The sequence below is a fragment of the Micromonospora acroterricola genome, from assembly GCF_003172955.1.
Taxonomy (GTDB): domain Bacteria; phylum Actinomycetota; class Actinomycetes; order Mycobacteriales; family Micromonosporaceae; genus Micromonospora; species Micromonospora acroterricola.
Genome location: NZ_QGKR01000087.1, coordinates 1 through 21080, shown reverse-complemented (window position 1 = coordinate 21080; position 21080 = coordinate 1). Strand labels below are relative to the sequence as shown.

At 72.7% G+C, this 21080-nt stretch carries 25 protein-coding genes; 8 read left to right on the top strand and 17 right to left on the bottom strand.

Features of this window, described 5'->3' with window-relative positions; genetic code table 11:
* Positions 1–25 precede the first annotated feature (25 nt).
* Positions 26–1366, top strand: coding sequence for a M20/M25/M40 family metallo-hydrolase (locus DKT68_RS01865; protein WP_109815699.1), 1341 nt, complete (start codon positions 26–28; stop codon positions 1364–1366).
* Positions 1367–1505: 139 nt separating this feature from the next.
* Here DKT68_RS01865 and DKT68_RS01860 read toward each other — a convergent pair whose 3' ends face one another.
* Positions 1506–2033 (bottom strand): GNAT family N-acetyltransferase, encoded by a 528-nt coding sequence (locus tag DKT68_RS01860; protein WP_236646674.1) that lies wholly within the window; start codon positions 2031–2033, stop codon positions 1506–1508.
* Positions 2034–2196: 163 nt separating this feature from the next.
* On the bottom strand, positions 2197–3210 hold the full coding sequence (locus tag DKT68_RS01855) for a LacI family DNA-binding transcriptional regulator (RefSeq protein WP_109815697.1): 1014 nt from the start codon (positions 3208–3210) through the stop codon (positions 2197–2199).
* Positions 3211–3333: 123 nt separating this feature from the next.
* On the opposite strand from DKT68_RS01855, the gene DKT68_RS01850 reads away from it, so the two are divergent.
* Positions 3334–3915, top strand: coding sequence for a CGNR zinc finger domain-containing protein (locus tag DKT68_RS01850; protein ID WP_109815696.1), 582 nt, complete (start codon positions 3334–3336; stop codon positions 3913–3915).
* 34 nt (positions 3916–3949) lie between these two features.
* On the opposite strand, the gene DKT68_RS01845 is transcribed toward DKT68_RS01850, so the two are convergent.
* The 5 genes from DKT68_RS01845 to DKT68_RS01825 form a co-directional block, all read right to left on the bottom strand.
* Positions 3950–4243, bottom strand: a complete 294-nt coding sequence (locus DKT68_RS01845; protein ID WP_109815695.1) for a DUF6510 family protein — start codon at positions 4241–4243, stop codon at positions 3950–3952.
* Positions 4244–4279: 36 nt separating this feature from the next.
* Entirely contained in the window at positions 4280–5044 is a 765-nt protein-coding gene (locus tag DKT68_RS01840) for a ferredoxin reductase (RefSeq protein ID WP_109815694.1), read from the bottom strand.
* A gap of 7 nt (positions 5045–5051) precedes the next feature.
* Positions 5052–5651 (bottom strand): sulfite oxidase-like oxidoreductase, encoded by a 600-nt coding sequence (locus tag DKT68_RS01835; RefSeq protein WP_109815693.1) that lies wholly within the window; start codon positions 5649–5651, stop codon positions 5052–5054.
* Between the two features lie 69 nt (positions 5652–5720).
* Positions 5721–6743, bottom strand: coding sequence for a TerC/Alx family metal homeostasis membrane protein (locus DKT68_RS01830; RefSeq protein WP_109815692.1), 1023 nt, complete (start codon positions 6741–6743; stop codon positions 5721–5723).
* Positions 6744–6950: 207 nt separating this feature from the next.
* Positions 6951–7361, bottom strand: a complete 411-nt coding sequence (locus DKT68_RS01825) for a DUF2267 domain-containing protein (protein ID WP_109815691.1) — start codon at positions 7359–7361, stop codon at positions 6951–6953.
* Positions 7362–7521: 160 nt separating this feature from the next.
* Between DKT68_RS01825 and DKT68_RS01820 the strand changes: the two genes are divergently transcribed.
* Both DKT68_RS01820 and DKT68_RS01815 read left to right on the top strand, forming a co-directional pair.
* Entirely contained in the window at positions 7522–7791 is a 270-nt protein-coding gene (locus tag DKT68_RS01820; protein ID WP_109815690.1) for a DUF2795 domain-containing protein, read from the top strand.
* Positions 7792–7827: 36 nt separating this feature from the next.
* Positions 7828–8496: a DUF1345 domain-containing protein gene (locus DKT68_RS01815; protein WP_109815689.1), complete on the top strand. Its 669-nt coding sequence runs from the start codon at positions 7828–7830 to the stop codon at positions 8494–8496.
* 244 nt (positions 8497–8740) lie between these two features.
* On the opposite strand, the gene DKT68_RS01810 is transcribed toward DKT68_RS01815, so the two are convergent.
* The 5 genes from DKT68_RS01810 to DKT68_RS01790 form a co-directional block, all read right to left on the bottom strand.
* Positions 8741–9406: a hypothetical protein gene (locus DKT68_RS01810; protein WP_109815688.1), complete on the bottom strand. Its 666-nt coding sequence runs from the start codon at positions 9404–9406 to the stop codon at positions 8741–8743.
* 57 nt (positions 9407–9463) lie between these two features.
* Positions 9464–10435, bottom strand: a complete 972-nt coding sequence (locus DKT68_RS01805; RefSeq protein ID WP_109815687.1) for a pirin family protein — start codon at positions 10433–10435, stop codon at positions 9464–9466.
* A 98-nt stretch (positions 10436–10533) separates the two neighbouring features.
* Positions 10534–11487 carry a hypothetical protein gene (locus DKT68_RS31060; RefSeq protein WP_161556606.1) on the bottom strand — a complete coding sequence of 318 codons (954 nt, stop codon included), beginning with the start codon at positions 11485–11487 and terminating at the stop codon, positions 10534–10536.
* 271 nt (positions 11488–11758) lie between these two features.
* Positions 11759–12316: a hypothetical protein gene (locus DKT68_RS01795; protein WP_109815685.1), complete on the bottom strand. Its 558-nt coding sequence runs from the start codon at positions 12314–12316 to the stop codon at positions 11759–11761.
* Positions 12317–12945: 629 nt separating this feature from the next.
* Entirely contained in the window at positions 12946–13257 is a 312-nt protein-coding gene (locus tag DKT68_RS01790; RefSeq protein ID WP_109815684.1) for a MazG-like family protein, read from the bottom strand.
* A gap of 225 nt (positions 13258–13482) precedes the next feature.
* Here DKT68_RS01790 and gdhA point away from each other — a divergent pair, with 225 nt between their 5' ends.
* Both gdhA and DKT68_RS01780 read left to right on the top strand, forming a co-directional pair.
* Positions 13483–14820, top strand: a complete 1338-nt coding sequence (gene gdhA / locus DKT68_RS01785; protein ID WP_109815701.1) for an NADP-specific glutamate dehydrogenase — start codon at positions 13483–13485, stop codon at positions 14818–14820.
* Between the two features lie 146 nt (positions 14821–14966).
* A complete protein-coding gene (locus tag DKT68_RS01780) occupies positions 14967–16334 on the top strand; it encodes an alpha/beta hydrolase (RefSeq protein WP_109815683.1) in 1368 nt (455 codons plus the stop codon).
* Positions 16335–16405: 71 nt separating this feature from the next.
* Here the strand turns inward: DKT68_RS01780 and DKT68_RS01775 are convergent, their stop codons facing one another.
* The 5 genes from DKT68_RS01775 to DKT68_RS01755 all read right to left on the bottom strand — a co-directional run bounded on the left by DKT68_RS01775 (position 16406) and on the right by DKT68_RS01755 (position 19812).
* Positions 16406–17119, bottom strand: a complete 714-nt coding sequence (locus DKT68_RS01775) for a hypothetical protein (RefSeq protein ID WP_109815682.1) — start codon at positions 17117–17119, stop codon at positions 16406–16408.
* A 251-nt stretch (positions 17120–17370) separates the two neighbouring features.
* On the bottom strand, positions 17371–17841 hold the full coding sequence (locus DKT68_RS01770) for a VOC family protein (RefSeq protein ID WP_109815681.1): 471 nt from the start codon (positions 17839–17841) through the stop codon (positions 17371–17373).
* A gap of 39 nt (positions 17842–17880) precedes the next feature.
* Entirely contained in the window at positions 17881–18510 is a 630-nt protein-coding gene (locus DKT68_RS01765; RefSeq protein ID WP_109815680.1) for an MBL fold metallo-hydrolase, read from the bottom strand.
* Complete coding sequence (locus tag DKT68_RS01760; RefSeq protein ID WP_109815679.1) at positions 18507–19595, bottom strand: S-(hydroxymethyl)mycothiol dehydrogenase; 1089 nt, start codon at positions 19593–19595, stop codon at positions 18507–18509. Before DKT68_RS01760 ends, DKT68_RS01765 begins: the two co-directional genes overlap by 4 nt.
* Positions 19596–19611: 16 nt before the next feature.
* Positions 19612–19812 carry a hypothetical protein gene (locus tag DKT68_RS01755; RefSeq protein ID WP_109815678.1) on the bottom strand — a complete coding sequence of 67 codons (201 nt, stop codon included), beginning with the start codon at positions 19810–19812 and terminating at the stop codon, positions 19612–19614.
* Between the two features lie 245 nt (positions 19813–20057).
* Here DKT68_RS01755 and DKT68_RS01750 point away from each other — a divergent pair, with 245 nt between their 5' ends.
* Complete coding sequence (locus DKT68_RS01750; RefSeq protein ID WP_109815700.1) at positions 20058–20477, top strand: hypothetical protein; 420 nt, start codon at positions 20058–20060, stop codon at positions 20475–20477.
* Between the two features lie 68 nt (positions 20478–20545).
* Positions 20546–21080: glycosyltransferase family 2 protein (locus DKT68_RS01745; protein ID WP_146218261.1), on the top strand; the 535-nt coding region annotated here is incomplete at its 3' end.

Here is a 21080-nt window from a genome sequence, read left to right as displayed (position 1 = left end):
AGCCTTATCGTCGGCAGCGTCAGAGGTGTATAAGAGACAGCCGCTGGGGTTGGACCGTCCGGCCGGGCCCGGCCGGACGGTCCAACCCCAGCGGCCCGACCGTGAGCTGCGCGAACTCCTGCGCCAGGTCGACCCGCGTCGCATCGAGGCCATCGTCCGCCGGCTGGCCGCTTTCGGCACCCGGCACACCCTCTCCAGCCAGGACGACCCCCAGCGGGGCATCGGCGCCGCCCGGGACTGGATCTTCGCCCGCCTCCAGGAGTACGCGGCGACCTCGGGCGGCCGGATGACCGTCGAACTCCAGTCGTACATCCAGCAGCCGGCGTCGCGGATTCCCACCGCGACCCGGATCACCAACGTGGTGGCCACCCTGCGCGGCACGACCTCGCCGAACCGCACCTACGTGGTGACCGGCCACTACGACTCCCGGGTCACCGACGTGATGGACGCGGTCAGCGACTCCCCCGGCGCCGACGACGACGCCTCCGGGGTGGCCGTCGTCATGGAGCTGGCCCGGTTGATGGCCACCCGGCCCACCGCGGCCACCGTCGTCTTCGCCGCAGTCGCCGCCGAGGAGCAGGGGTTGTACGGCTCCGCGTACCTGGCCCAGCAGCTCAAGGCGGCCGGGGCGGACGTCCAGGGCATGTTCAGCGACGACATCGTGGGCAGCAGCAGGGCCGACGACGGCACCCGCGACCCGTACGCGGTGCGGCTGTTCGCCGAGGGCGTCCCCACGGCGGAGACGCCGGCGGAGGCGAGCACCCGGCAGTCCGTCGGCGGCGAGAACGACTCGCCGTCGCGGCAGCTCGCCCGGTTCGTCCGGGACGTGGCCGAGAACGACGCGACCGGAATGCGGGTACGCGTCATCTACCGGCGGGACCGCTACCTGCGCGGCAGCGACCACATCTCGTTCCTGCGGGAGGGCTGGCCGGCGGCGCGGTTCACCGAGCCGAACGAGGACTTCGCCCACCAGCACCAGGACGTTCGGGTCGAGGACGGGCAGCAGTTCGGCGACCTGCCGGAGTTCTGCGACTTCGGGTACATCGCCCGGGTGGCCCGGGTCAACGGCGCCGCGCTCTGGTCGCTGGCCCAGGCCCCCGGCACGCCCAAGCGCGCCATCATCGTGACCACCGACCTGACCAACAACACCACCCTGCGCTGGCAGCGCGGCGACGAGCCGGACCTGGCCGGCTACGAGGTGCTGTGGCGGGAGACGACGGCCGCCGAGTGGCAGCGGGTGATCCCTGTGGGTGACGTCACCGAGGTCAGCATCGACCTGTCCAAGGACAACGTCTTCTTCGGCATCCGCGCGGTGGGCCGCGACGGCCTGCGCAGCCCGGTCGCGTTCCCCCGGCCGGGCAGCTGACGGCGTCACGCCCCCCGCGTAACGCCAAGATCCGCACAACTACCGGGAAACTGCTGCCTCCGCGCTGGTGGAGGCAGCAGTTTCCGGGAAAGTGCGCGGATCTTGGCGCCGCGCCGCGCCGCGCCGGGCACGGGGTCGGTCAGGTCGCCGCCGGGGCGGTGATCGCCCAGCGTTCGTGGTCGCGCCACGCGCCGTCGATGAACAGGTAGTCCGGTGAGAAGCCCTCCAACCGGAAGCCCAGCTTGCGGGCCAGCCGCCGGGACGGCTCGTTGCCGGGCTGGATGTTCGCCTCCAGCCGGTGCAGCCCGGCCACGCCGAACGCGTGGCCGATGACCAGGGCGACGCCCGCCGAGGCGTGTCCGGTGCCGCTGTACGGCTGGAAGGCCGCGTACCCCAGGTAGCCGCCGCGCAGCGCGCCCAGGACGATCCCGCTGATGTTCACGTAGCCGGCGATCTCGCCACTGGCCCGGTCGCAGATCAGGTAGCCGGAGCTGTCCCGGCGGCGGATCCGGCGCAGATAGTTGTCGTACTCCTCCGGGCTGTCCGGCGCGACCAGCCACGGGTGGTGCAGTTCCCGGCTGCGCCGCGCGGCGGCGACGAACTCGTCGCAGTCGGCGGGCCGGGGTCGGCGGATCGCGGCGGGACCGCCGGCGCGCAGGTATCTCACGGCGGACCACTCTGACCGACCCACCCGGGCGCTGTCCAACCGCGCACGCCCGTGCCGTCGCACGATCGCGCTCGATCAGCGATGGAGTGGCATCCCCGGCGCAGGAGGGCACCACATCCGTGATCGAGCACGATCATGCCGTCGCTGTGCCCGGCCTCGCCGGTCAGCGCACCGTGGCGTCGGTGCTCTCCCGGGGTAGCACCGTGTGCGGCGCGGTGACCACGGCGACCGCCGCGTCCGGCTGGTCGATCCGGGCGGTGACCCGGGCCACGGCCTCCCGGGCGAGGAACCCGGTGTCGATGGCGACGGTGCTCAGCGTGGGCCGGGAGTAACGCCCCTCCTCGATGTCGCCGACGCCCATCACGGCGACGTCGGCGGGGACGCGCAGCCCGGCGTCGAAGGCGGCGCGCATCGCGCCGATGGCGAGGGGGTCGGAGTAGCAGAAGATGGCGTCCGGACGGCCCGGCTGAGCGAGCAGGGCGCGCGCGGCACCGTAGCCGTCGGCCCGGCGATGCCGCGACGCCGGCAGCAGGTGACCAGGTACGGGCGCCAGCCCGGCCCGGCGCAGCGCCCGGTGATAGCCGGCCGTGCGCGGTGCCGTCGCCGCCGTCTCCGTCGGGTACGCGCCGATCGCGGCGATCCGCCGGCGGCCCGCGCGCAGCAGGTGCCCGACCGCGTCCTCGGCGGCCCGGGCCACGTCGACGGTGACCCGGTCGCAGTGCCCTTGTCGGGCCTCGCCGCCGACCAGTACGACGGGACGCCCCGCGGCGGCCAGCGCCTCGACCAACTCGGCCGGCGCGACGGGCGCGCTGACCAGCACCCCGTCCACCGACATCGCCCGGGCATCAGCCAGCGACGGCGATGACGCGTCGTCGTCGGGCCCGGCCTGTTCGATGACGACCCGGTAGCCCTGGTTCCCGGCCGCGCGCACGACCTCCCGCGCGAGATCATCCGCGTAGGGCACGTCCCCGTCGGGCAGGACCAGGGCGAGCACGCCCGTGCGCCCGGTCCGCAGGGTCCGGGCGAACACGTTCGGCCGGTAGTCGAGCTGGGCGATCGCGGCCTCGACCCGACCCCGCACCTCTGCGCTCACGTGGGGATAGCCGTTGACCACGTTGGAGACCGTCTTCACCGACACGCCGGCGACCCGCGCCACGTCCTTGAGCGTGGAAGCCACGACCCGCCCTCCCCCGACGAACGTCACACCAGCAAAAGCCTTTCACCGGTGTACTTCTGACCCTCGCAGGCGATCTCACACCTGTCAAGGCGCTACGGTGGTGTGAATGGAAGGGGGTGGCCGGTGGACGACGACGCCGCGGTGCCGGCCGCCGTGCGGCTGGTCCGGGACTTCGTGAACACCCTCGAGCCGCAGATCGACGACGAGACGCTGACCAGCCCCGACCGGCTCCGCGACTGGTTCGCCGAACGGGGCCTGATGGCGGCGGACGCGCACCTCGACCCGGCGGACCTCGACATGGCCCTGACCGTCCGGGAGGGCCTGCGCGCGGTGCTGCTCGGACATGCCGGTCACCACGCCGACCCCACCACGCTCGACCGGCTCAACCAGGCCCTGGCGGAAGTGCCCGTCGCGCTGCGCTTCGCCGACGACGGCCACCGCCTGGTCGCCGCCGGCGGCACCCCGCTGGACCGGGCCCTCGCCGGGCTGGTGGACGCGATCCGCGTGTGCGGCGAGGACGGCACCTGGCCGCGCCTCAAGGTCTGCGCCCGCGACACCTGCCGCTGGGCCTACTACGACGCGTCCCGCAACCAGGCCCGCCGCTGGTGCTCGATGGCCGGCTGTGGCAACTACATCAAGATGAGGCGGGCGTACGCCGTCCGCACCGGCCGCACCCGCGCCGCCGACCGGGGACCGACGGTGTAGACGCCGCCTCGCGGCCGAACTCGGCCGGTGAACGTCACAGCGGACCGGGCTGGGTCTGCTCCAACGGCATCGGCACCTGGAGGAAGGTGGTGCCGCGCAGGTCGAGCCAGGCCCGGTCCGGCGCCCGGACCAGCCGCAGCATCACCGCCTCGCAGGACGGGCAGCGCGCGATCAGGCCCGGGGCGTGCGCGAAGACGTGCAGGCTCGCCATCGAGCCGGTCATCCCGCAGTTCTCGCAGCGGCCCATCGCGGTGCTCATGTCGACGGCGAACAGCTCGCGCAGCGGGCCGTCGAGCATGTTGCCGTCCAGGTACGACATCTCGGTCATCGGGTCTCCTCGACGTTGCGTCGGCGAGCGGGGCGGTCAGCCGGTGGGGCCGAAGCGTTCGGTCTTGACCCGCCGCGACGGGTGGCCCAGCCCCACCAGCAGGTCGGCCACGGTCTCCACGAACCCGGTCGGGCCGCAGACGTAGGTGAGCGGTTCCAGATCCGGCGGCCACCCGTGGGTGTTCACGTCGGCCAGCCCGATGCGGTGCGGCTCGCCGCGCCACCCCTCGGGCGCCTCGCGGGTGTACACGTACGCCACGTCCAGCCCGAAGTCGTCGCGGGCCCGGCGGCGCAGCTCGTCGCCGTAGATCACGTCGTCCGGGGTACGCACCGAGTAGAGCAGCCGGAACGGCACCTTGCTGCCCGTCGCCCGCCGCGCCCGGATCATCGCCATCAACGGCACGATCCCCGAGCCGCCACCGACCAGCTGCACCGGCGCGGTCTCCTCCGGTCGCCAGATGAACCACCCGCCGAGCGGGCCGCGGATCTCCACCGGCTCGCCCGCGCCGTAGACGTCGATCAGGTACGGCGACACCTCGCCGTCGTGCACCCGCTGCACGGTCACCTCGATGCACGGGCCGCCGGGGCCGTCCACCACCGGCCCGGCGATCGAGTACGACCGGGCGGCCTGGTAGCCGTCGGGAGCGGTCAACCGCACGTCGACGTGCTGCCCGGGCAGGTGCCCCGGCCAGTCGGGAACCTCCAGCACCAGGGTCTGCGCGCTCGGCGTCTCGACGCGGCGCTCCACCAGCCGGGCCACCTGCCAACGGATCGGGGCGCGCGCCGGGGTGCCGGTCGCCACCGCGCGCTCAGTCACCCTGGTACCGCTGCTCGCGCCACGGGTCGCCGTAGTCGTGGTACCCGGCGGTCTCCCAGAACCCCGGCTCGTCCATCGTCTTGAGCCGGATGCCCCGCACCCACTTGGCGGACTTCCAGAAGTAGAGGTGCGGCACCAGCAGCCGCGCGGGCCCGCCGTGCTCCGGCGCCAGCGGCGCGCCGTCGAAGGTGTGCGCCACCCACGCCCGGCCGCCGCGCAGGTCGTCGAGCGGCAGGTTGGTGGTGTACCCGCCGTACGAGTGCGCGAGCGCGAAGTGCGCGCCGGTGTCCACGCCGTCGAGCAGCGTGTCCAGCGAGACGCCCTGCCAGGTGGTGCCGAGCTTCGACCAGTGTGTGACGCAGTGGATGTCGACCATCGGCGTCTCCTGCGGCAGTGCCATCAGCTCCTGCCACGACCACCGGTGCTCGGTGCCGTTCTCGGCGGCGATGACGAACTCCCAGGTGTCCAGCGACACCCGGGGCGTCGGGCCGGCCGAGAGCACCGGGAAATCCTCGGTCGGGTACTGCCCGGGAGGCAGGGCCGGCTCCTGTGATCGGGGCCGACCCTGAAAGCCCGGTGACACGATTCCCATTGCACAGTCGTACCACCCGCGCCGGTCGGGGCGCGTGGTTTCCTGCGTACCCCGCCCGGCGCGGCGCGGTCAGCGCCGCTCCGCGACCACCTCGCGCTCCTCGGGCTGACCGCCCCGGGTGGCGCGCAGGCTGGTCAGGGTGACCACCACCAGCACCCCGATGATCACGCCGAGCGAGGCCAGGGTGGGAATCTGCGGAACGCTCTCCCAGATCCCGTGCGCCCAGTGCAGGCCCAGCTTGAGACCGATGAACGCCAGGATGATGGCCAGGCCGTAGCTGAGGTGCACCAGCCGACTCAGCGCCGCGTGCAGGACGAAGTAGAGCGCACGCAGACCGAGCAGGGCGAACGCGTTGGTGGCGAAGACCAGGTACGGGTCCTCGGTGATGCCGTAGACCGCCGGCACCGAGTCGACCGCGAAGACCACGTCGGTGGCCAGCACCGCGACCACCACCAGGGCGAACGGGGTCAGCGCCCGCTTCGCGCCCTGCCGGACGGTCATCCGGGTGCCGTGGTACTCGTCAACCACCGGCATGAACTTGCGCAGCACCTTCACCGAGCGCATCTTGCTGATGTCGACCTCCTGCTGGTGCCCGGAGAGGGCATCACGCAGCAGCTTCACCGCGGTGGCGATGAGGATGATCGCGAAGAGCAGGAAGGCGAAGTCGAGGGTCTGCAACGCCGCCGCACCGAGGGCGATGAAGACCGCCCGCAGCACCAACGCGCCAGCGATGCCGTAGAGCAGCACCCGCTGGGCGAGCACCGCCGGCACCGCGAACGCGGCCAGCAGCAGCATGAAGACGAAGAGATTGTCGACGGAGAGGGACTTCTCCACCAGGTAGCCGGTGAGGTACTGCACGCCCAGCTCGGAGCCGTAGCGGGACCAGATCCAGGCGCCGAACGCCAGCGGCAGCGCGATGTAGAACGCCGACCAGCCGATCGCCTCCCGCATCGACACCTCGTGCGGGCGGCGGGTCACCAGGAAGTCCAGCACCAGCAGCACCAGCACGCCGGCGATGGTCAGCGCCCACAGCATGGGCGTACCCACCGACGACAACTCACCGGCAGCAGACAGGTACGACACCTCGGTCATAAGGCCTCCTCGAACACCGTGTCATGTTCGAGGTCTCCTTCACCCAGCAAAGCTGGGCAACCACCCGAGGCGCGCCGGGCGCGCCGTACTGACCGGAATGGTTCGTGGGAAGTACTCCCCTCGCACGACAAGGTTAGGCCAGCCTGAATCCCGACGCCAAGCGGGACATCGATGGTTGCCCTGACCAACCGCTGTGCACGCCCGCCGTCACCCCCGGCGCAGCGTCGCTCCCGGGGCCATCGCCTGCTCCACCAGCCCCCGGTAGTCGCGCGGCAGCTGTGTGACCACGTCGTCGAACTCCCCACCCGTGATCGCCTCCCGCAGGGTGGTGAAGACCGCCTGCACGGCGTCGCGGGCGGCAGGCTCCTCCACGCCCGCGCGCAGCGCGACCCGGGCGACGAACTCGGCCGCCCCGAACCGGTCCGCCTGCTCGGTCCCCGGGCTCGGTTTGAGCACCACCTGCAGCGGCCTGGGCAGTTGGACGGCCAGGTCCAGCACCTCGCCGCCGGTCAGCCGCTCGGCGAACGTCTCCAGAACAGCCCTGGTCAGCTCGACCGACCGCTCCGACGGCGCCCCGGTGCGCTGGGAAACCTGGTCGATGAAGGTGTCGTAGTTCATCGCGTACCCCCTCGGGCTGGCGTCGGGCGGGGCCTGCGGGTACCCGCGGCGACGGGGTGGAAACGGCGCCCGATTCGACCGGCGGCCCGGGCGTGACGCGGCGGCTGGCGGGTAACCGCCGCCGGACGTGACCACATCGATGCCCGAGGGAGCCCCTGCCATGGCGAGCTACGCCGACGTCCTGCAGTACCTGTCGAGCCTGGACTACCCGGCCGAGAAGGACGACGTGGTCCGCGAGGCCGAGCGGGAGGGCGCCCCGCCGGACGTGCTGAAGGCGCTGCGCGCCCTGCCGCCCGTGGACTACGCCAACGGCACCGAGGTGGCCCGGTCGGCCGGCATCGAGGCGGCCCCCGAGGTAGGCCCGTCGCAGCGGGCCGCGCAGGCCCGGGACCCGCACAACCGGGTCTCGCAGCACCTGCGCGGCATCTGACCCGCCGGTGGCGGCCCGCACGGGCGGGCGGCGCGGATGACGAGGACGGGTCCGCTGGCCGGGCCCCCGTACGGGCACACCCCCGCCGCGTTCCAACTCGTTCTCGTGGCGGTGGTCGGCGTCGTCGCCGGCGGTGCCGCCGCCCTGATGCTGCCACCGCCCATCGCGCCGCTCGTCGGCTGGGACGCGGCCGCGCTGAGCTGGCTGGGACTGGTGTGGCGCAGGCTCTGGCCGCTGGACGCGACCCACACCTCCCGGGTCGCCTCGTACGAGGACGCCAACCGGGCAACCCGCGACGTGGTGCTGCTGATCGCCTGCCTGGCGAGCCTGCTGGCGGTCGGGCTGGTGCTGGCCAGCGCGCAGGCCGCGCCGCCCGGACTGGCCCGTGAACTGTACGGCGGGATGGGCGTGCTCAGCGTGCTGCTCTCCTGGCTGGTCGTGCACACCGTCTTCGCCGCCCGGTACGCCCGGATCTACTACACCGGCCCCGACGGCGGCGTGAACTTCAACCAGCCCGAGCCGCCCCGCTACTCCGACTTCGCGTACATGGCGTTCACCATCGGGACGACGTTCCAGGTCTCGGACACCAACCTGACCAGCAACGAGATGCGTCGCACGGCGCTACGGCACTCGCTGCTGGCGTACCTGTTCGGCGCGTTCATCATCGCCGTCACGGTGAACCTGCTGGCGGGCCTGGCCAACTGACCCGGGGGTCGTCACGGGGCAGTGGCGGGAACGCCGGGACAGGCGGGCGCCCCGGGGCCACGAACCGCGACCGGGGGCGCCACAAAACCTGCCCAGGCGGTGAATCACGCCCGAACCGGGTGCGATCACCAGGCGGTGGATGGTCGCCCGAACCGAGCGGCCAGCACTGCCGGGTACAACCATACGACAGAACATCATCCGTACGGTTAGATTTTCGCCAACTGTGGGCCAGGGCACGTCCCGGTCATCCGGTCACCTCCGCGTACCGGTGCTCCAGATCCACGCGGGCCAGCGCCCCCACCAGCCAGGCCAGCCGCTCCGACTCCCCGCTGCCGGCCAACCCGGCCAGGTCGTCCGCGGACCGGCCCAGCCCGAGCCGGCGGGCCGCCGCCAACGCCCGCCGGTCGGCCACCGGGGCCACCTCCCGCCAGAGCGCCTGCGCCTCCCGCAGGAACAGGTCGACCACCTGGTCGTCCACGCCGGGCAGCTCGGCGAGGAGCTGCCGCTCCCGGCCCGGATCGTGGTGCGCGAGCGCCCGCAACCGGCGCAGGTCACCCCGGTACCGGTCGACGACCGTTCGCGCCAGGTCGCCCAGCACGTCGGCCAGCGCGCCCACGTCGCCGCGCTGGCCGCTGTCGCGCAGCACCCGTACCCGGTCCTCGTGCAGCGAGCGGGCCAACCGGGCGGCGCTGTCCCACCCCTCGTCGCGCAGGGCCCGCGCGCCGTCCAACGCCCGACGGAAGTCGCCACGTCGGGCGAGCAGCACCGAGAGGTAGAGCACCTGGAAGAGGCTCGACGGGTTGTTGGTGACCCGGAAGCCGTACTGCTCGGCGAAGCCCCGGCCGCTGCCGGCAAGCCGGCGGGCCAGGCGCTTCCGGTCCTCCACGGGAGTGATCAGAGTGGTCGCCATGCGGGCGACTACCCACGCCACCGTCGGTCACACGCCGAGCGTGCGCCCCCCGTGGTGTCAGCCGTGCAGGCCGCCGGTGCGGTCGCGGGCCTTGAGCCGGGTGGTGGGCAGGGCCGGCGCCGGCAGCGGCGGCGCAGGATCGTCGGCGACCACGCCGAAGCGTCGCCCCGCCATCCAGTCCTCCCGGGCGGCGACCACCTCCTCGTGGGAGCGGCCCACGAAGTTCCACCACATCACCAGCGGCTCGTCGAACGGCGTCCCGCCCAGCAGCAGCAACCTCGCCCCGGCCCCGCCACGCACGGTCAGGTCACTCCGACCCGAGCCCAGATAGAGCAGCGCACCCGGCTCGAACCCGACCCCGGCCGCCTCCGCGGAACCGTTCATCGCCAGCAGGGCGTACTCGAAATCGGGCCGCAGCGGCAGCGTGGTCGGCGCCGAACCGCTCAGCTCCAGCTGCACGCCGACCAGCGGCGTGTGCACCACCGCCGGGGAGCGCTGCCCGGCGAACTCACCGACCAGCAGGGTCACGTCCACCTCGCCCTCGCGCCAGCGCGGCAGGTCGGCGTGGTGGGCGAAGTCGGCCGCTCCCGCCCGCGCCGGGTCCGGCAGCGCCACCCAGAGCTGCACGCCGTGCATCACCGGCGGATGGGTGGCCGGCGACCGCTCGGAGTGGGCGATACCGTGCCCGGAGGTCATCACGTTCAACTGGCCGGGCCGGATCGGCTGGACGTTGCCCAGACTGTCCCGGTGCAGGATCTCGCCGTCCAGCAGCCACGTCACCGTCTGCAGGCCGGTGTGCGGGTGCGGCGGCACCTCCATGCCGGGCCGCTGCGCCACGTCGTCCGGGCCGAAATGGTCCACGAAACACCAGGCGCCGACCATCCGGCGCGGACGCTGCGGCAGCAGCCGGCGGACGGTCGTGTACCGCCCCAACGGCACGTCGTGGCCGGGCAGCAGCACGCTGCCCGGATCGACGTCGGCCACACCGGGCGGTCGGGTCTCCGCCAGCATCGATTCAGTACGCTCCACCGCCCGACTGTACGCTCGCCTCCGCCCAGGGCTGCGGCGCTTCCCACCCGCGCCCACCCACGGGTGCGGCACCTGCCGCAGCGGGTGAGGGCCCGGGTTCACCGGGTTGCCGAGCCCACGGTCACGCTGCTGGCCCCCGCCACCAGGTCGAGGTAGAGCCGGTCCACCGACCGGTCCCACCCCGGCGTACTCAGCAGCGCGCCAGCCGCCACCCCGGCCCAGCGCTCGTCGCGCACCACGACCGAGGCGGCGCCCGCTCCCACGCGGACCCGTACCGGCGGCTCGCCGGGCACCCGGACGTCGAGCTGGCTCGCCCCGCCGGTCAGCCGCACGGTCATCGTGCCCGTGACGGGAGGCAGGAAAATGTCGGTGCGCGACGACCCGCCGGCGAGCTCCATCCCCAGCAGCCGGGCCCGGCCCAGGTCGAGCGTCTGGCTGCTCACCCCGCCCACAAGGTGGAGACGCCAACCGACCCGCTCGTTGAGCAGCACCCGCACGGCCCTCGCCCCCGCCGTACCGGTAGCCACCACCCCGAGCCGGACGGTCTCGCCCAGCACCTCCGGCCGCGGCGCCACGCCCGAGCCGGCCGGGCTGCTGATCCGATAGAGGTCGTCGCCCAGGTCGGCCACCCGCAGGTCAAGTGAGGCCAGCCCGTCCGCGAGCACGAAGGTTGCCTCCTGCCGACCCGCCACCGGCGCGACCATCGCCTGCCCGGCAGCCGGCGCACCCTCGCCATGTGGCCCGCCGCCGGCGCGGTCGGACGTGTTCGTCCCCGGGCCGGCGTCCTCGCCTCGGCGAGCATCGGGCCGTGCGACGTCAGGTGCGGTGCCGCCGGGCGAGGCGGCGTCGGGTGCATCGTCAGGGCGCGCGGGATCGGTTGCGCCGTCGGGCCCGCCTGCGCCGGGTTCGCCGCCGGGGCGGACGGCGTTGGGCTCGCCGCCGGGACCGACGGCTCCGGAGTAGCCCATGCCGAGGCGGTGCGGATCGGCGACGATCACGGCTACCGCGGCGGCGCCGAGGATCAGCACGACAGCTGCGGCAGCCAGCAACATTCGGGCTCCGAGGGACCAGCGCCGGTGTGGGGCGGGCTCGCCCGGCGGCTCCGACTCCGGCTCGTGATCAGCGCCGTACCCCACTGCGGCCATGTCCACGTCCCTCCGCCGGTCCCCGCCGGTGAGTACGTACCCGCCACCCGTTCGGATCACTCAGCGCCCACCACGCCGCTGCCCTACGTCGCCAACATCGGTGGTCCTTTCTGGACTGAGACATGCCGCTGGCCGGCACCCCGGGTTGGGGGTGCCGGCCAGCGGGTCGTGCGGTGGGTCAGCTGTTCCAGTGCTGGGCGACGAGGTCGGCAGCCTGCTGCTCCCACTGCGCGTAGGCGTCGGGGTAGGCCGAGACCTGCACGGTCTGCGCGGCGTCGGTCAGCGCCATGTCCTGCCACCCGTCAACCTGCTTCAGACCCTTGAGGAACGCGGTCGTCGAGTACTCGGGGTCGGTGATCTGCTCCGGCGTACCCCAACCCGAGCTCGGCCGCTGCTGGAACAGGCCCAGCGAGTCGTGGTCGTTGCTGTCGCCGAGGTGGCCGAGGTTCTCCAGCTTCGACTCCTGCAGGCTGGTCGCGATCGAGATGACCGCGGCCCGCTCGGGCAGGCCGGCCTTCTTCGTGGCGGCGATGATCGCCTTGACGTTGGCGGTCTGCTCGTCGTTGAGGTCGATGTGCGACTGGGCGCCCTGCGCCTTGACCGTCTGCACCGCGACCGCGACGGGCTTGCCCTCGACCGGGGTGGCGGCGTGGGCGGCGATCGGACCGGCGAAGACACCACCGGCGAACGCGAGACCAGCAACGGACAGCATGCTCTTACGGAAGATCGTCTTCATGGGGGTTGCTCCTTCGGGGGTAGACACCCACACGCCTGGTTCAGGGGGAACGGCGTCGCGGGCGTGAGCACCTCGTCCGGCGCTTCCAGATACAAGGGGGAAAGTCTTTCGGCGGCCTACGGGCGGGGGCCTCGTGGCGCCGGGTCCATGTGTAACGACCTGCGGGCCGGGCTCATTCCGGGGTTGGCCCGTCCATCAGCACCCGGTCCAGCGGGCGCTCGTGCGCCGTCAGGGAGTCTGCAACGACCGGGCCCTGGCCTGCATTCCAACCCGGGAGCCGGGCTGGCGGCGCGTGGTGCTGCGATCGTCAGGGTATGTAACGACCCCGGGCCGGCCACGATTCCGTCGCCAGGGTGCGGTCGGTCACAGGCCAGATTCAACCGATACCCGACATACGACGCCGGATCGCCCATCGTTGTGGCGGGAGGCACCCGGTTGGGCCGTGATCGACTCGGTATCCCTGAAAGCGGGGTATCCACCGCCCCACGACACCGCGACTTGACGGAAACCGAGTCACTCACCGCGAGGAGCGCTCCTGGGCGAGGTCGCCATTCAGCTTGATACCTCACAGGCATAGTTATGACTCACAGGTATCACGACCACAGCCGGAACATGCACCCCGGAACCGGTCAGTCGGTGAGGCGGGAGCGGACCTTTGCGGCGCAGGAGCCCAGCACCGTTCGCGCGTCGAGGCCCAGGCTCTCGATGGCCACCAGCGCCGTGAAGGCGACATCGGCCAACTCGGCCGCCACGTCCTCGCGGGTGTGGGTGACGCCCTTGCGCGGATTCTGCCCGAGCAGACCGATCCAGGCGGCCGACGCCTCCCCTGCCTCCTCGGTCAGCTTGAGGATGCGACAGGTCAGTTCCGTCTGCCCGGCGCCGTTCGCGGCGTCCAACCAGCCGCGCGACGCTCGCGCCGCCTCCCAGATCAACTCGTCCACGGCGACCAGTCAACCCGACCGCCTCCCGGGAGCGCACAGCCGGGCGGCACCGCACGGGCGAGGGACGGGGCACAGGCAGACCACCCACCGCCCGCGACCCGACGAGGACGACGGCGGTGCGGCGGTGAACCGGACGGAGCAGCGGGCCGTACTCCGGGGCGGTCGGCGGGTCGCGCCGGCGCGGGGCGGCAACGATGCCGCCGGGACGGAAGGGACGTGCCGGTCATGCCGGAGACCGTCGAGACGGTGTTCGCCAGTGTGGTCGCCCGGAATCCGGGCGAGCCGGAGTTCCACCAGGCCGTACGGGAGGTGCTGGAGAGCATCGGCCCGGCGCTGGCCCGGCACCCCGAGTACGCGGAGGCGCGGATCATCGAGCGGATCTGCGAGCCGGAACGACAGGTGATCTTCCGGGTGCCGTGGGAGGACGACCGTGGCCGGGTACGGGTCAACCGCGGCTTCCGGGTGGAGTTCAACAGCGCGCTCGGCCCGTTCAAGGGTGGGCTGCGCTTTCACCCGTCGGTGTACCTGGGCATCGTGAAGTTCCTCGGCTTCGAGCAGATATTCAAGAACGCGTTGACCGGCCTGTCGATCGGCGGTGGCAAGGGCGGCGCGGACTTCGACCCGAAGGGGCGCTCGGACCGTGAGGTGATGCGCTTCTGCCAGAGCTTCATGACGGAGCTGCACCGGCACATCGGCGCGCAGACCGACGTGCCGGCGGGGGACATCGGGGTGGGCGGCCGGGAGATCGGCTACCTCTTCGGCCAGTACAAGCGGATCACCAACCGCTACGAGTCGGGGGTGCTCACCGGGAAGGGCCTGGCGTACGGGGGTGCGCAGGCGCGTCGGGAGGCGACCGGGTACGGGGCGGTGTTCTTCGCCGAGGAGATGTTGCGGCAGAGCGGCGACAGCCTGGAGGGCAAGCGGGTGGTCGTCTCCGGCTCGGGCAACGTGGCGATCTACGCGATCGAGAAGGTGCACCAGCTCGGCGGGACGGTGGTGGCCTGCTCGGACTCCGACGGGTACCTGCTCGACGAGAAGGGCATCGACCTGGAGCTGCTGCGGGAGCTGAAGGAGGAGCGCCGCGGCCGGCTCGACGACTACCCGCGGCACGTACCGCACGCGGTGGCCGTTGCCGACCGTACCGTCTGGGAGGTGCCCTGCGACCTGGCCCTGCCGTGCGCGACGCAGAACGAGATCGGCGGCGCGGAGGCCGCGGCGCTGGTGGCCGGCGGCTGCGTCGCGGTGATCGAGGGCGCCAACATGCCGACGACACCCGAGGCGGTGCGGATCCTCGGCCGGGCCGGGGTGCGGTTCGCCCCGGGCAAGGCGGCCAACGCCGGCGGGGTGGCGGTGAGCGCGCTGGAGATGCAGCAGAACGCGAGCCGGGAGTCGTGGACGTTCGCCCAGTCGGAGCAGCGCCTGCGGGAAACCATGCGGGACATCCACGCCCGCTGCTGGAGCACCGCCGAGGAGTACGGGCTGCCGGGCGACTACGTGGCCGGGGCGAACATCAACGGCTTCCGCCGGGTGGCCGAGGCGATGCTGGCACACGGCCTGGTCTGACCGGCCGGACAGCCGCACCTGACCGGGCGGTCAGCGCAGCCATTGACTCTGGTCGACAGCCGTCCTAGGTTCAGGTCGCTACCGGCCGGTAGGCAACCGTCCCGCCTGGTCGCCCGCGGGCGACATCCGTCCGATGGGGAGCGTCGATGCTGTCCTCACCCGTTCGTACCCTCCGGCGTCTGCTCGCCGCCACCGCGACCCTGACCCTGGCGGTCGGGCTGGCCGGCGCCGCGCCGGTCACCGCCGCCGACCGCGACCCGGGTGGCGGCCAGCCGCTGCCGGGCTACACCATCGAGAACCCGCCGCTGGCGCCGCTGGTCGTGGGCGGCAAGCCGACGACGGTACGTCAGGGCGTGCACCGCCACGCCGGGTACATCATCGAGGTCCCCGCCCGGTGGAACGGTGACCTGGTGCTGTGGGCGCACGGCTACCGGGGCCAGGGCACGGTGCTCTCGCCGGAGCCGCCCGGCTTCGGGTTGCGCCAGCGGCTGCTCGACCAGGGCTACGCCTGGGCGTCGTCCTCGTACGACCGCAACGGCTTCGACATCCGCTCCGGGGTACTGGGCACCCGAGACCTGGCCGACCACTTCGGACGAACCGTCCGCCGGCCACACCACACCTACCTCGCCGGGGTGTCGATGGGCGGGTACATCATTGGCCGTTCCCTGGAGCAGTACCCCGGCTACTACGACGGCGCGCTGCCCATGTGCGGGGTGCTCGGCGACCAGACGCTGCTCGACTTCTACCTCGACTACAACCTGGTCGCGCAGGCCCTCGCCGGGGTGCCGGCCTACCCCACGCCGGCCGACTACCTGACGAACGCCGTACCCCGCATCCAGGTGGCACTCGGTCTCGCCGGGCTCACCCCCACCGGGCCGGACACCACCACGGACCGGGGCAAGCAGTTGCGGGCGATCACGGTGAACCGCTCGGGCGGGCCGCGCCCCGGCGCGGACGCCGCGTTCGCCGTCTGGAAGGACTTCCTCTTCTCGATCACCGTGACCAGCGGCGGCGACTCCCCCGCCCAGCGGCCCGGTCAGCTCTCCACCAACCTGCTCACCCGCTACACCCCGAACAGCCCGGTCAACGTCAACGCCACCGTGCGGCGGGTCGCCCCGGAGAACCTTCGGCAGCGGCTCCTGCCGACGCTGACCGAGGTGCCGCGGATCGCCGGTCGTCCCACCGCGCCGGTGCTCAGCCTGCACGGCCTCGGTGACCTGTTCGTGCCGTTCAGCATGGAGCAGGCGTACGCCACGGACGTCGCCCGGCACGGCCGCGGCAAGCTGCTGGTGCAGCGGGCCATCCGGGCCACGCAGCACTGCGAGTTCAGCCCGGCCGAGGCCGGCGCCGCCTGGGACGACCTGGTGTCCTGGGTACGCACCGGCAAGCGCCCGGCCGGCGACACGGTGACCGACCCGGCGGTGGTGGCCCGTCCCGACTACGGCTGCCGGTTCAGCGACCGGGCCGCGTACGACGCCGGCGTCGGCACCCGTCGCCTCTACCCCGCCTGCTGAGGTACCCGGACACGACGACGCCGGCCGGCCCCCTGTTCGGGAGCCGGCCGGCGTGCCGTGCGCTTGTCGTGTCACCAGAGCTGCTGGACGAGGTCCGCCGCCTGCTCCTCCCACTGCGCGTACGCGTACGGGAAGGCGGAGACCTGGACCGTCTGCGCCGCGGTGGTCAGCGGCAGGTCCTGCCAGCCGCCGATGTTCCTCAGCGCGCTGAAGAACGCCGTGGCGGAGTACTCCGGGTCGGTGATCTGCTCGGGCGTACCCCAACCCGACGACGGACGCTGCTGGAACAGGCCCTGCGAGTCGTGGTCGTTGTACGCGCCGAGGTGGCCGAGGTTGTACAGCTTCGACTCCTGCAACGAGGTGGCGATGCCGATCACCGCGCCCCGCTCGCCGACGCCGGTCTTCTTGGCCGCGTCGACGATCGCCCGGGCGTTGGCCAGCTGCGCGTCGTCGAGCGGAATGCGCGACTGGGCGCCTTCGATGCCGTGCGGAATGAGCTCCTCACGGCTCGGCTTGCCCGCCGGCGGCTTGCCGGTGGCGGAGCCGGTGGTCAGCCCGGACTCGACGGGCTGGTCCTCCTGGCGGGCCGCGGAGGCGGCCTTGCCGGTGGCGAGGTCGATGGCGGCTACAGCGCCCTGGTGCGGCCCGGAGGTGACCGGGGCGGCGGCCGCCGTCGGCGCGAGCGCCAGGCCACCCAGGGCGGCCACACCCACAACGCTCAGCGCGGTCTTGCGGTACGAGTCCTTAGCGATGGCGGGGAGCCATCGAGTGAAGTCGACCTTCACGATGGTTGCCCTTTCGATCGTACGGAGCGCTCCGGGGTGAACACTCCTCGGGAGATGACCGCGGAAAAGGGTTTGGGCTCCGGCGGTACGGGGGACACAACCAGCTTCAGGTGTCGGGCATTCCGGAAATGCCGGGCCTCGCCAGGCTGCGGTCCCGGTCACGCAGGAGATCGGGCGAGGCTCACGCGGGCACCACAAACCGGACCGCCCGGCCGAAAACGAGACGAGCGGTCGAGAACCCCCTATACGGGTCAGACGTCGGCGTCACGTCCGGTGGCGAAGTCGTCCATTCCTGCCCGCTCCTCCGGTGTGCGCAGCTCCTGGAAGACGGTGATCTGCAGATCCGCCGGGGCGTCGAGGCGGGCGTTGAGCGATTGCCAGGGCGTACGCGTGGGCGGGGCGATCTCGCTCGCTCCGGCGGCCAGCAGGCGGGCGGTGGTCTTCCGGGCGTCGTCCACCTCGAAGGCCACCCGGATGCGGGGCGCGATCTGCCGGCCCACCTCGACCTCGTCGATCATGCGCTTCTGGGCCGGATTGGCGATCTCCAGGGTGGCGCGACCTGCGTCCAGGATCGTCACCCGGGCGTCACCCTCGCCGCTGAACGCGGCCTCCTCGGGCAGGCCGAGCGCGTCGCGGAAGAACGCGACGGCCGCCTCGTAGTCCGCCGCCTCGACCACGAGGCGCAGTTGACGGACGACGGGTGCGGGCTGCTCGGCGCTCATGCGCCCGGATCCTAGCGCCGGCCGGATCGAGCCGACCGCTCAGTGGCCCCGCGCCAGCCACTCCTGCAGGTGTGGAGTCTCCGCGCCGATCGTGGTGTCGTCGCCGTGCCCGGTGTGGACCACGGTTTCCGCCGGCAGGGTGAGCAGGCTGGTGCGGATCGACCGGACGATGGTGTCGAAGTCGCTGTACGAGCGACCGGTGGCGCCCGGACCGCCGGCGAAGAGCGTGTCGCCGGTGAACACCGCGCCCAGCTCCGGGGCGTGGAAGCTGCACGCGCCGGGGCTGTGCCCGGGGGTGTGCAGCACCCGCAGCGTCGTGCCCGCCACCTCGATGCCCTGCCCGTCGTGCAGCTCGCCGTTGGGCGGCAGGTGGGGGTGGACCATGTCCCAGAGCACCCGGTCGGCGGCGTGCAGCAGCACCGGCGCGCCGGTGGCCTGGGCCAGCTCGGGCGCCACGCGGACGTGGTCGTCGTGCGCGTGGGTGGCCAGGATCGCGCGGACCCGCCGGTCCCCCACGACGGCGAGGATCGCGGCCACGTCGTGCGGCGCGTCGAAGATGACGCACTCGCTGTCGTCGCCCAGCACCCAGACGTTGTTGTCCACGTCGAACGTCTGCCCGTCGAGGGAGAACGTGCCGGAGGTGACCGCGTGCCCGACCCGGGCGGTCACGGGAACACCACCACCGAACGGAGCACGTCGCCGCGGTGCATCCGGTCGAACGCCTCCTCGACCTTGTCCAGCGCGATCTCCTCGGTGACGAACGCGTCCAGGTCGAGGCGGCCCTGGAGGTACAGCTCGGTGAGCATGGGGAAGTCCCGGCTGGGCAGGCAGTCGCCGTACCAGCTGGACTTGAGGGCGCCGCCGCGACCGAAGACGTCCAGCAGCGGCAGCTCGACCGTCATCTGCGGGGTCGGCACGCCCACCAGCACCACCGTGCCGGCGAGGTCCCGGGCGTAGAAGGCCTGCTTCCACGTCTCGGGTCGACCCACCGCGTCGATCACCACGTCGGCGCCGAAGCCGCCGGTGGCGGCGCGGATCGCCTCGACCGGGTCGGTCTCGGAGGCGTTGACGGTGTGCGTGGCGCCGAACCGGCGCGCCCAGTCCAGCTTGCGGGAGTCGGTGTCCACCGCCACGATCGTCGTGGCGCCGGCCAGCACCGCCCCGGCGACCGCCGCGTCGCCGACGCCGCCGCAGCCGATCACCGCGACCGAGTCGCCGCGGGTGACGTTGCCGGTGTTCATGGCGGCGCCCAGCCCGGCCATCACCCCGCAGCCCAGCAGGCCCACCGCAGCGGGTCGGGCGGCCGGGTCGACCTTCGTGCACTGGCCGGCGTGGACCAGGGTCTTCTCGGCGAACGCGCCGATGCCCAGGGCCGGGGCGAGCTCGGTGCCGTCGGTGAGGGTCATCCGCTGGCTGGCGTTGTGGGTGGCGAAGCAGTACCAGGGACGGCCACGGCGGCAGGCCCGGCAGACGCCGCAGACCGCTCGCCAGTTGAGCACCACGAAGTCGCCCGGGGCGACGCCGGTGACCCCCTCCCCCACCTGCTCGACGATGCCCGCCGCCTCGTGGCCGAGCAGGAACGGGTAGTCGTCGTTGATGCCACCCTCGCGGTAGTGCAGATCGGTGTGGCAGACCCCGCAGGACTGGATCCGGACGATCGCCTCACCGGGACCGGGATCGGGCACCACGATGGTGGTGACCTCGACCGGCGCGCCCTTGCTGCGGGAGATGACTCCCCGGACTTCCTGGCTCACTTCGCCTGCTTCCTTGTTATTGCTCATTGCTGAGCACGTCGGATGGTTCGCTCTCCAGCCTGCGTGGGTTGGAGTCCGGGAGCGGCAGTCTGCTCCGGTGGCGATCGGCCCGCGCCTGGACGATCTGCCTGACCGCGCGGTGCGGGGTGTGCAGGGTGATGTCGGGGTTTTTCTCCGCGTTGAGCCGGTGCGAGTAGGCGATCCGGGTCGTCTTCACGACAACTCCTCGGTCAAATCCGCCGCCTTGAGCTTGCTTCTCATAGCGGCGCACGCCATAGGCCCGGCAGAAGAAGAGCCCATGATGGCCAGCAGGTGGTGTGCCTGGTTGGTGCGGGGTTGGCGGTGGTTCCCTCGCGAACCTACCGCGATCAACATGGCCGGCCAAGTCGGCCGGCCGGCGGGTTATCGCGGGCCGCTCCGGGTACGCGGGCCGCATTCGGACCACGGCCACCGGGAGTGATCATGAAACTGGCGCATCTGCCGCTGCGGGTCAGCATCGGCGCGTACGTCCTCAACTCGGGCCTGAGCAAGCGGACCCTGGAGGGTGAGGCCGCGCAGGGACTGCACGGGATGGCGGTCGGGGCCATTCCGCAGCTCGGCCAACTGGAGCCGGCGCGCTTCGCCAAGCTGCTGTCGTACTCGGAGATCGCCCTGGGGGCCGCGCTGCTCGCCCCGTTCGTGCCGGCGCCCCTGGCCGGGCTCGGCCTGACCGCCTTCGGCGCGGGCCTGGTGCAGCTGTACCTGAAAACGCCGGGGATGCGCGAGGGCGGCAGCGTGCGCCCGACCCAGCAGGGCAGCGGGCTGGCCAAGGACGTCTGGCTCGTCGGCGCCGGGCTGACGTTGGTGCTGGAGGGGCTGAGCCACGGCCGCCGGCACCACTGACCCCGACCTGGGAGGGATGGCCCGCCGCGGCAGGCGTGAGCGGGCCGCGCCGGGGTAGCAGGGCCGCCATGACCGACGTGACCGTGGTGGTGGCCACCCGCAACCGACGTGCGCAGCTGCTCGACACGCTGGGCCGGCACGCCGCCCCGGTGATCCTGGTGGACAACGGCTCCGACGATGGCACCCCCGCCGCAGTCGCCCGGGCCTTTCCCGCGGTGCGGGTGGTGCGGCTCGACGAGAACGCGGGCGCCGGCGCGGCCCGCAACATCGGCGTCGAGCTGGCCGACACGCCGTTCGTGGCGTTCGCCGACGACGACTCGTACTGGGCGCCGGGTGCGCTGGAACGGGCCGCCGCGATCCTGCGCGGGCGCCCCGGCACCGGCCTGCTCACCGGGCAGGTGCGGGTCGGCCGGGAGCAGCGGCTCGACCCGGTGTCCGCCGCGATGGCCCGCGCGCCGCTGGGCACCCCGCCGGGCGCGCCGGGGCCGGCGGTGCTGGGCTTCCTGGCCTGCGCGGTGGTGCTGCGCCGGCGGGCGTTCCAGCAGGTCGGCGGCTTTACCGAACGGCTGGGCACGTACGGCGAGGAGGCGCTGCTGGCGATGG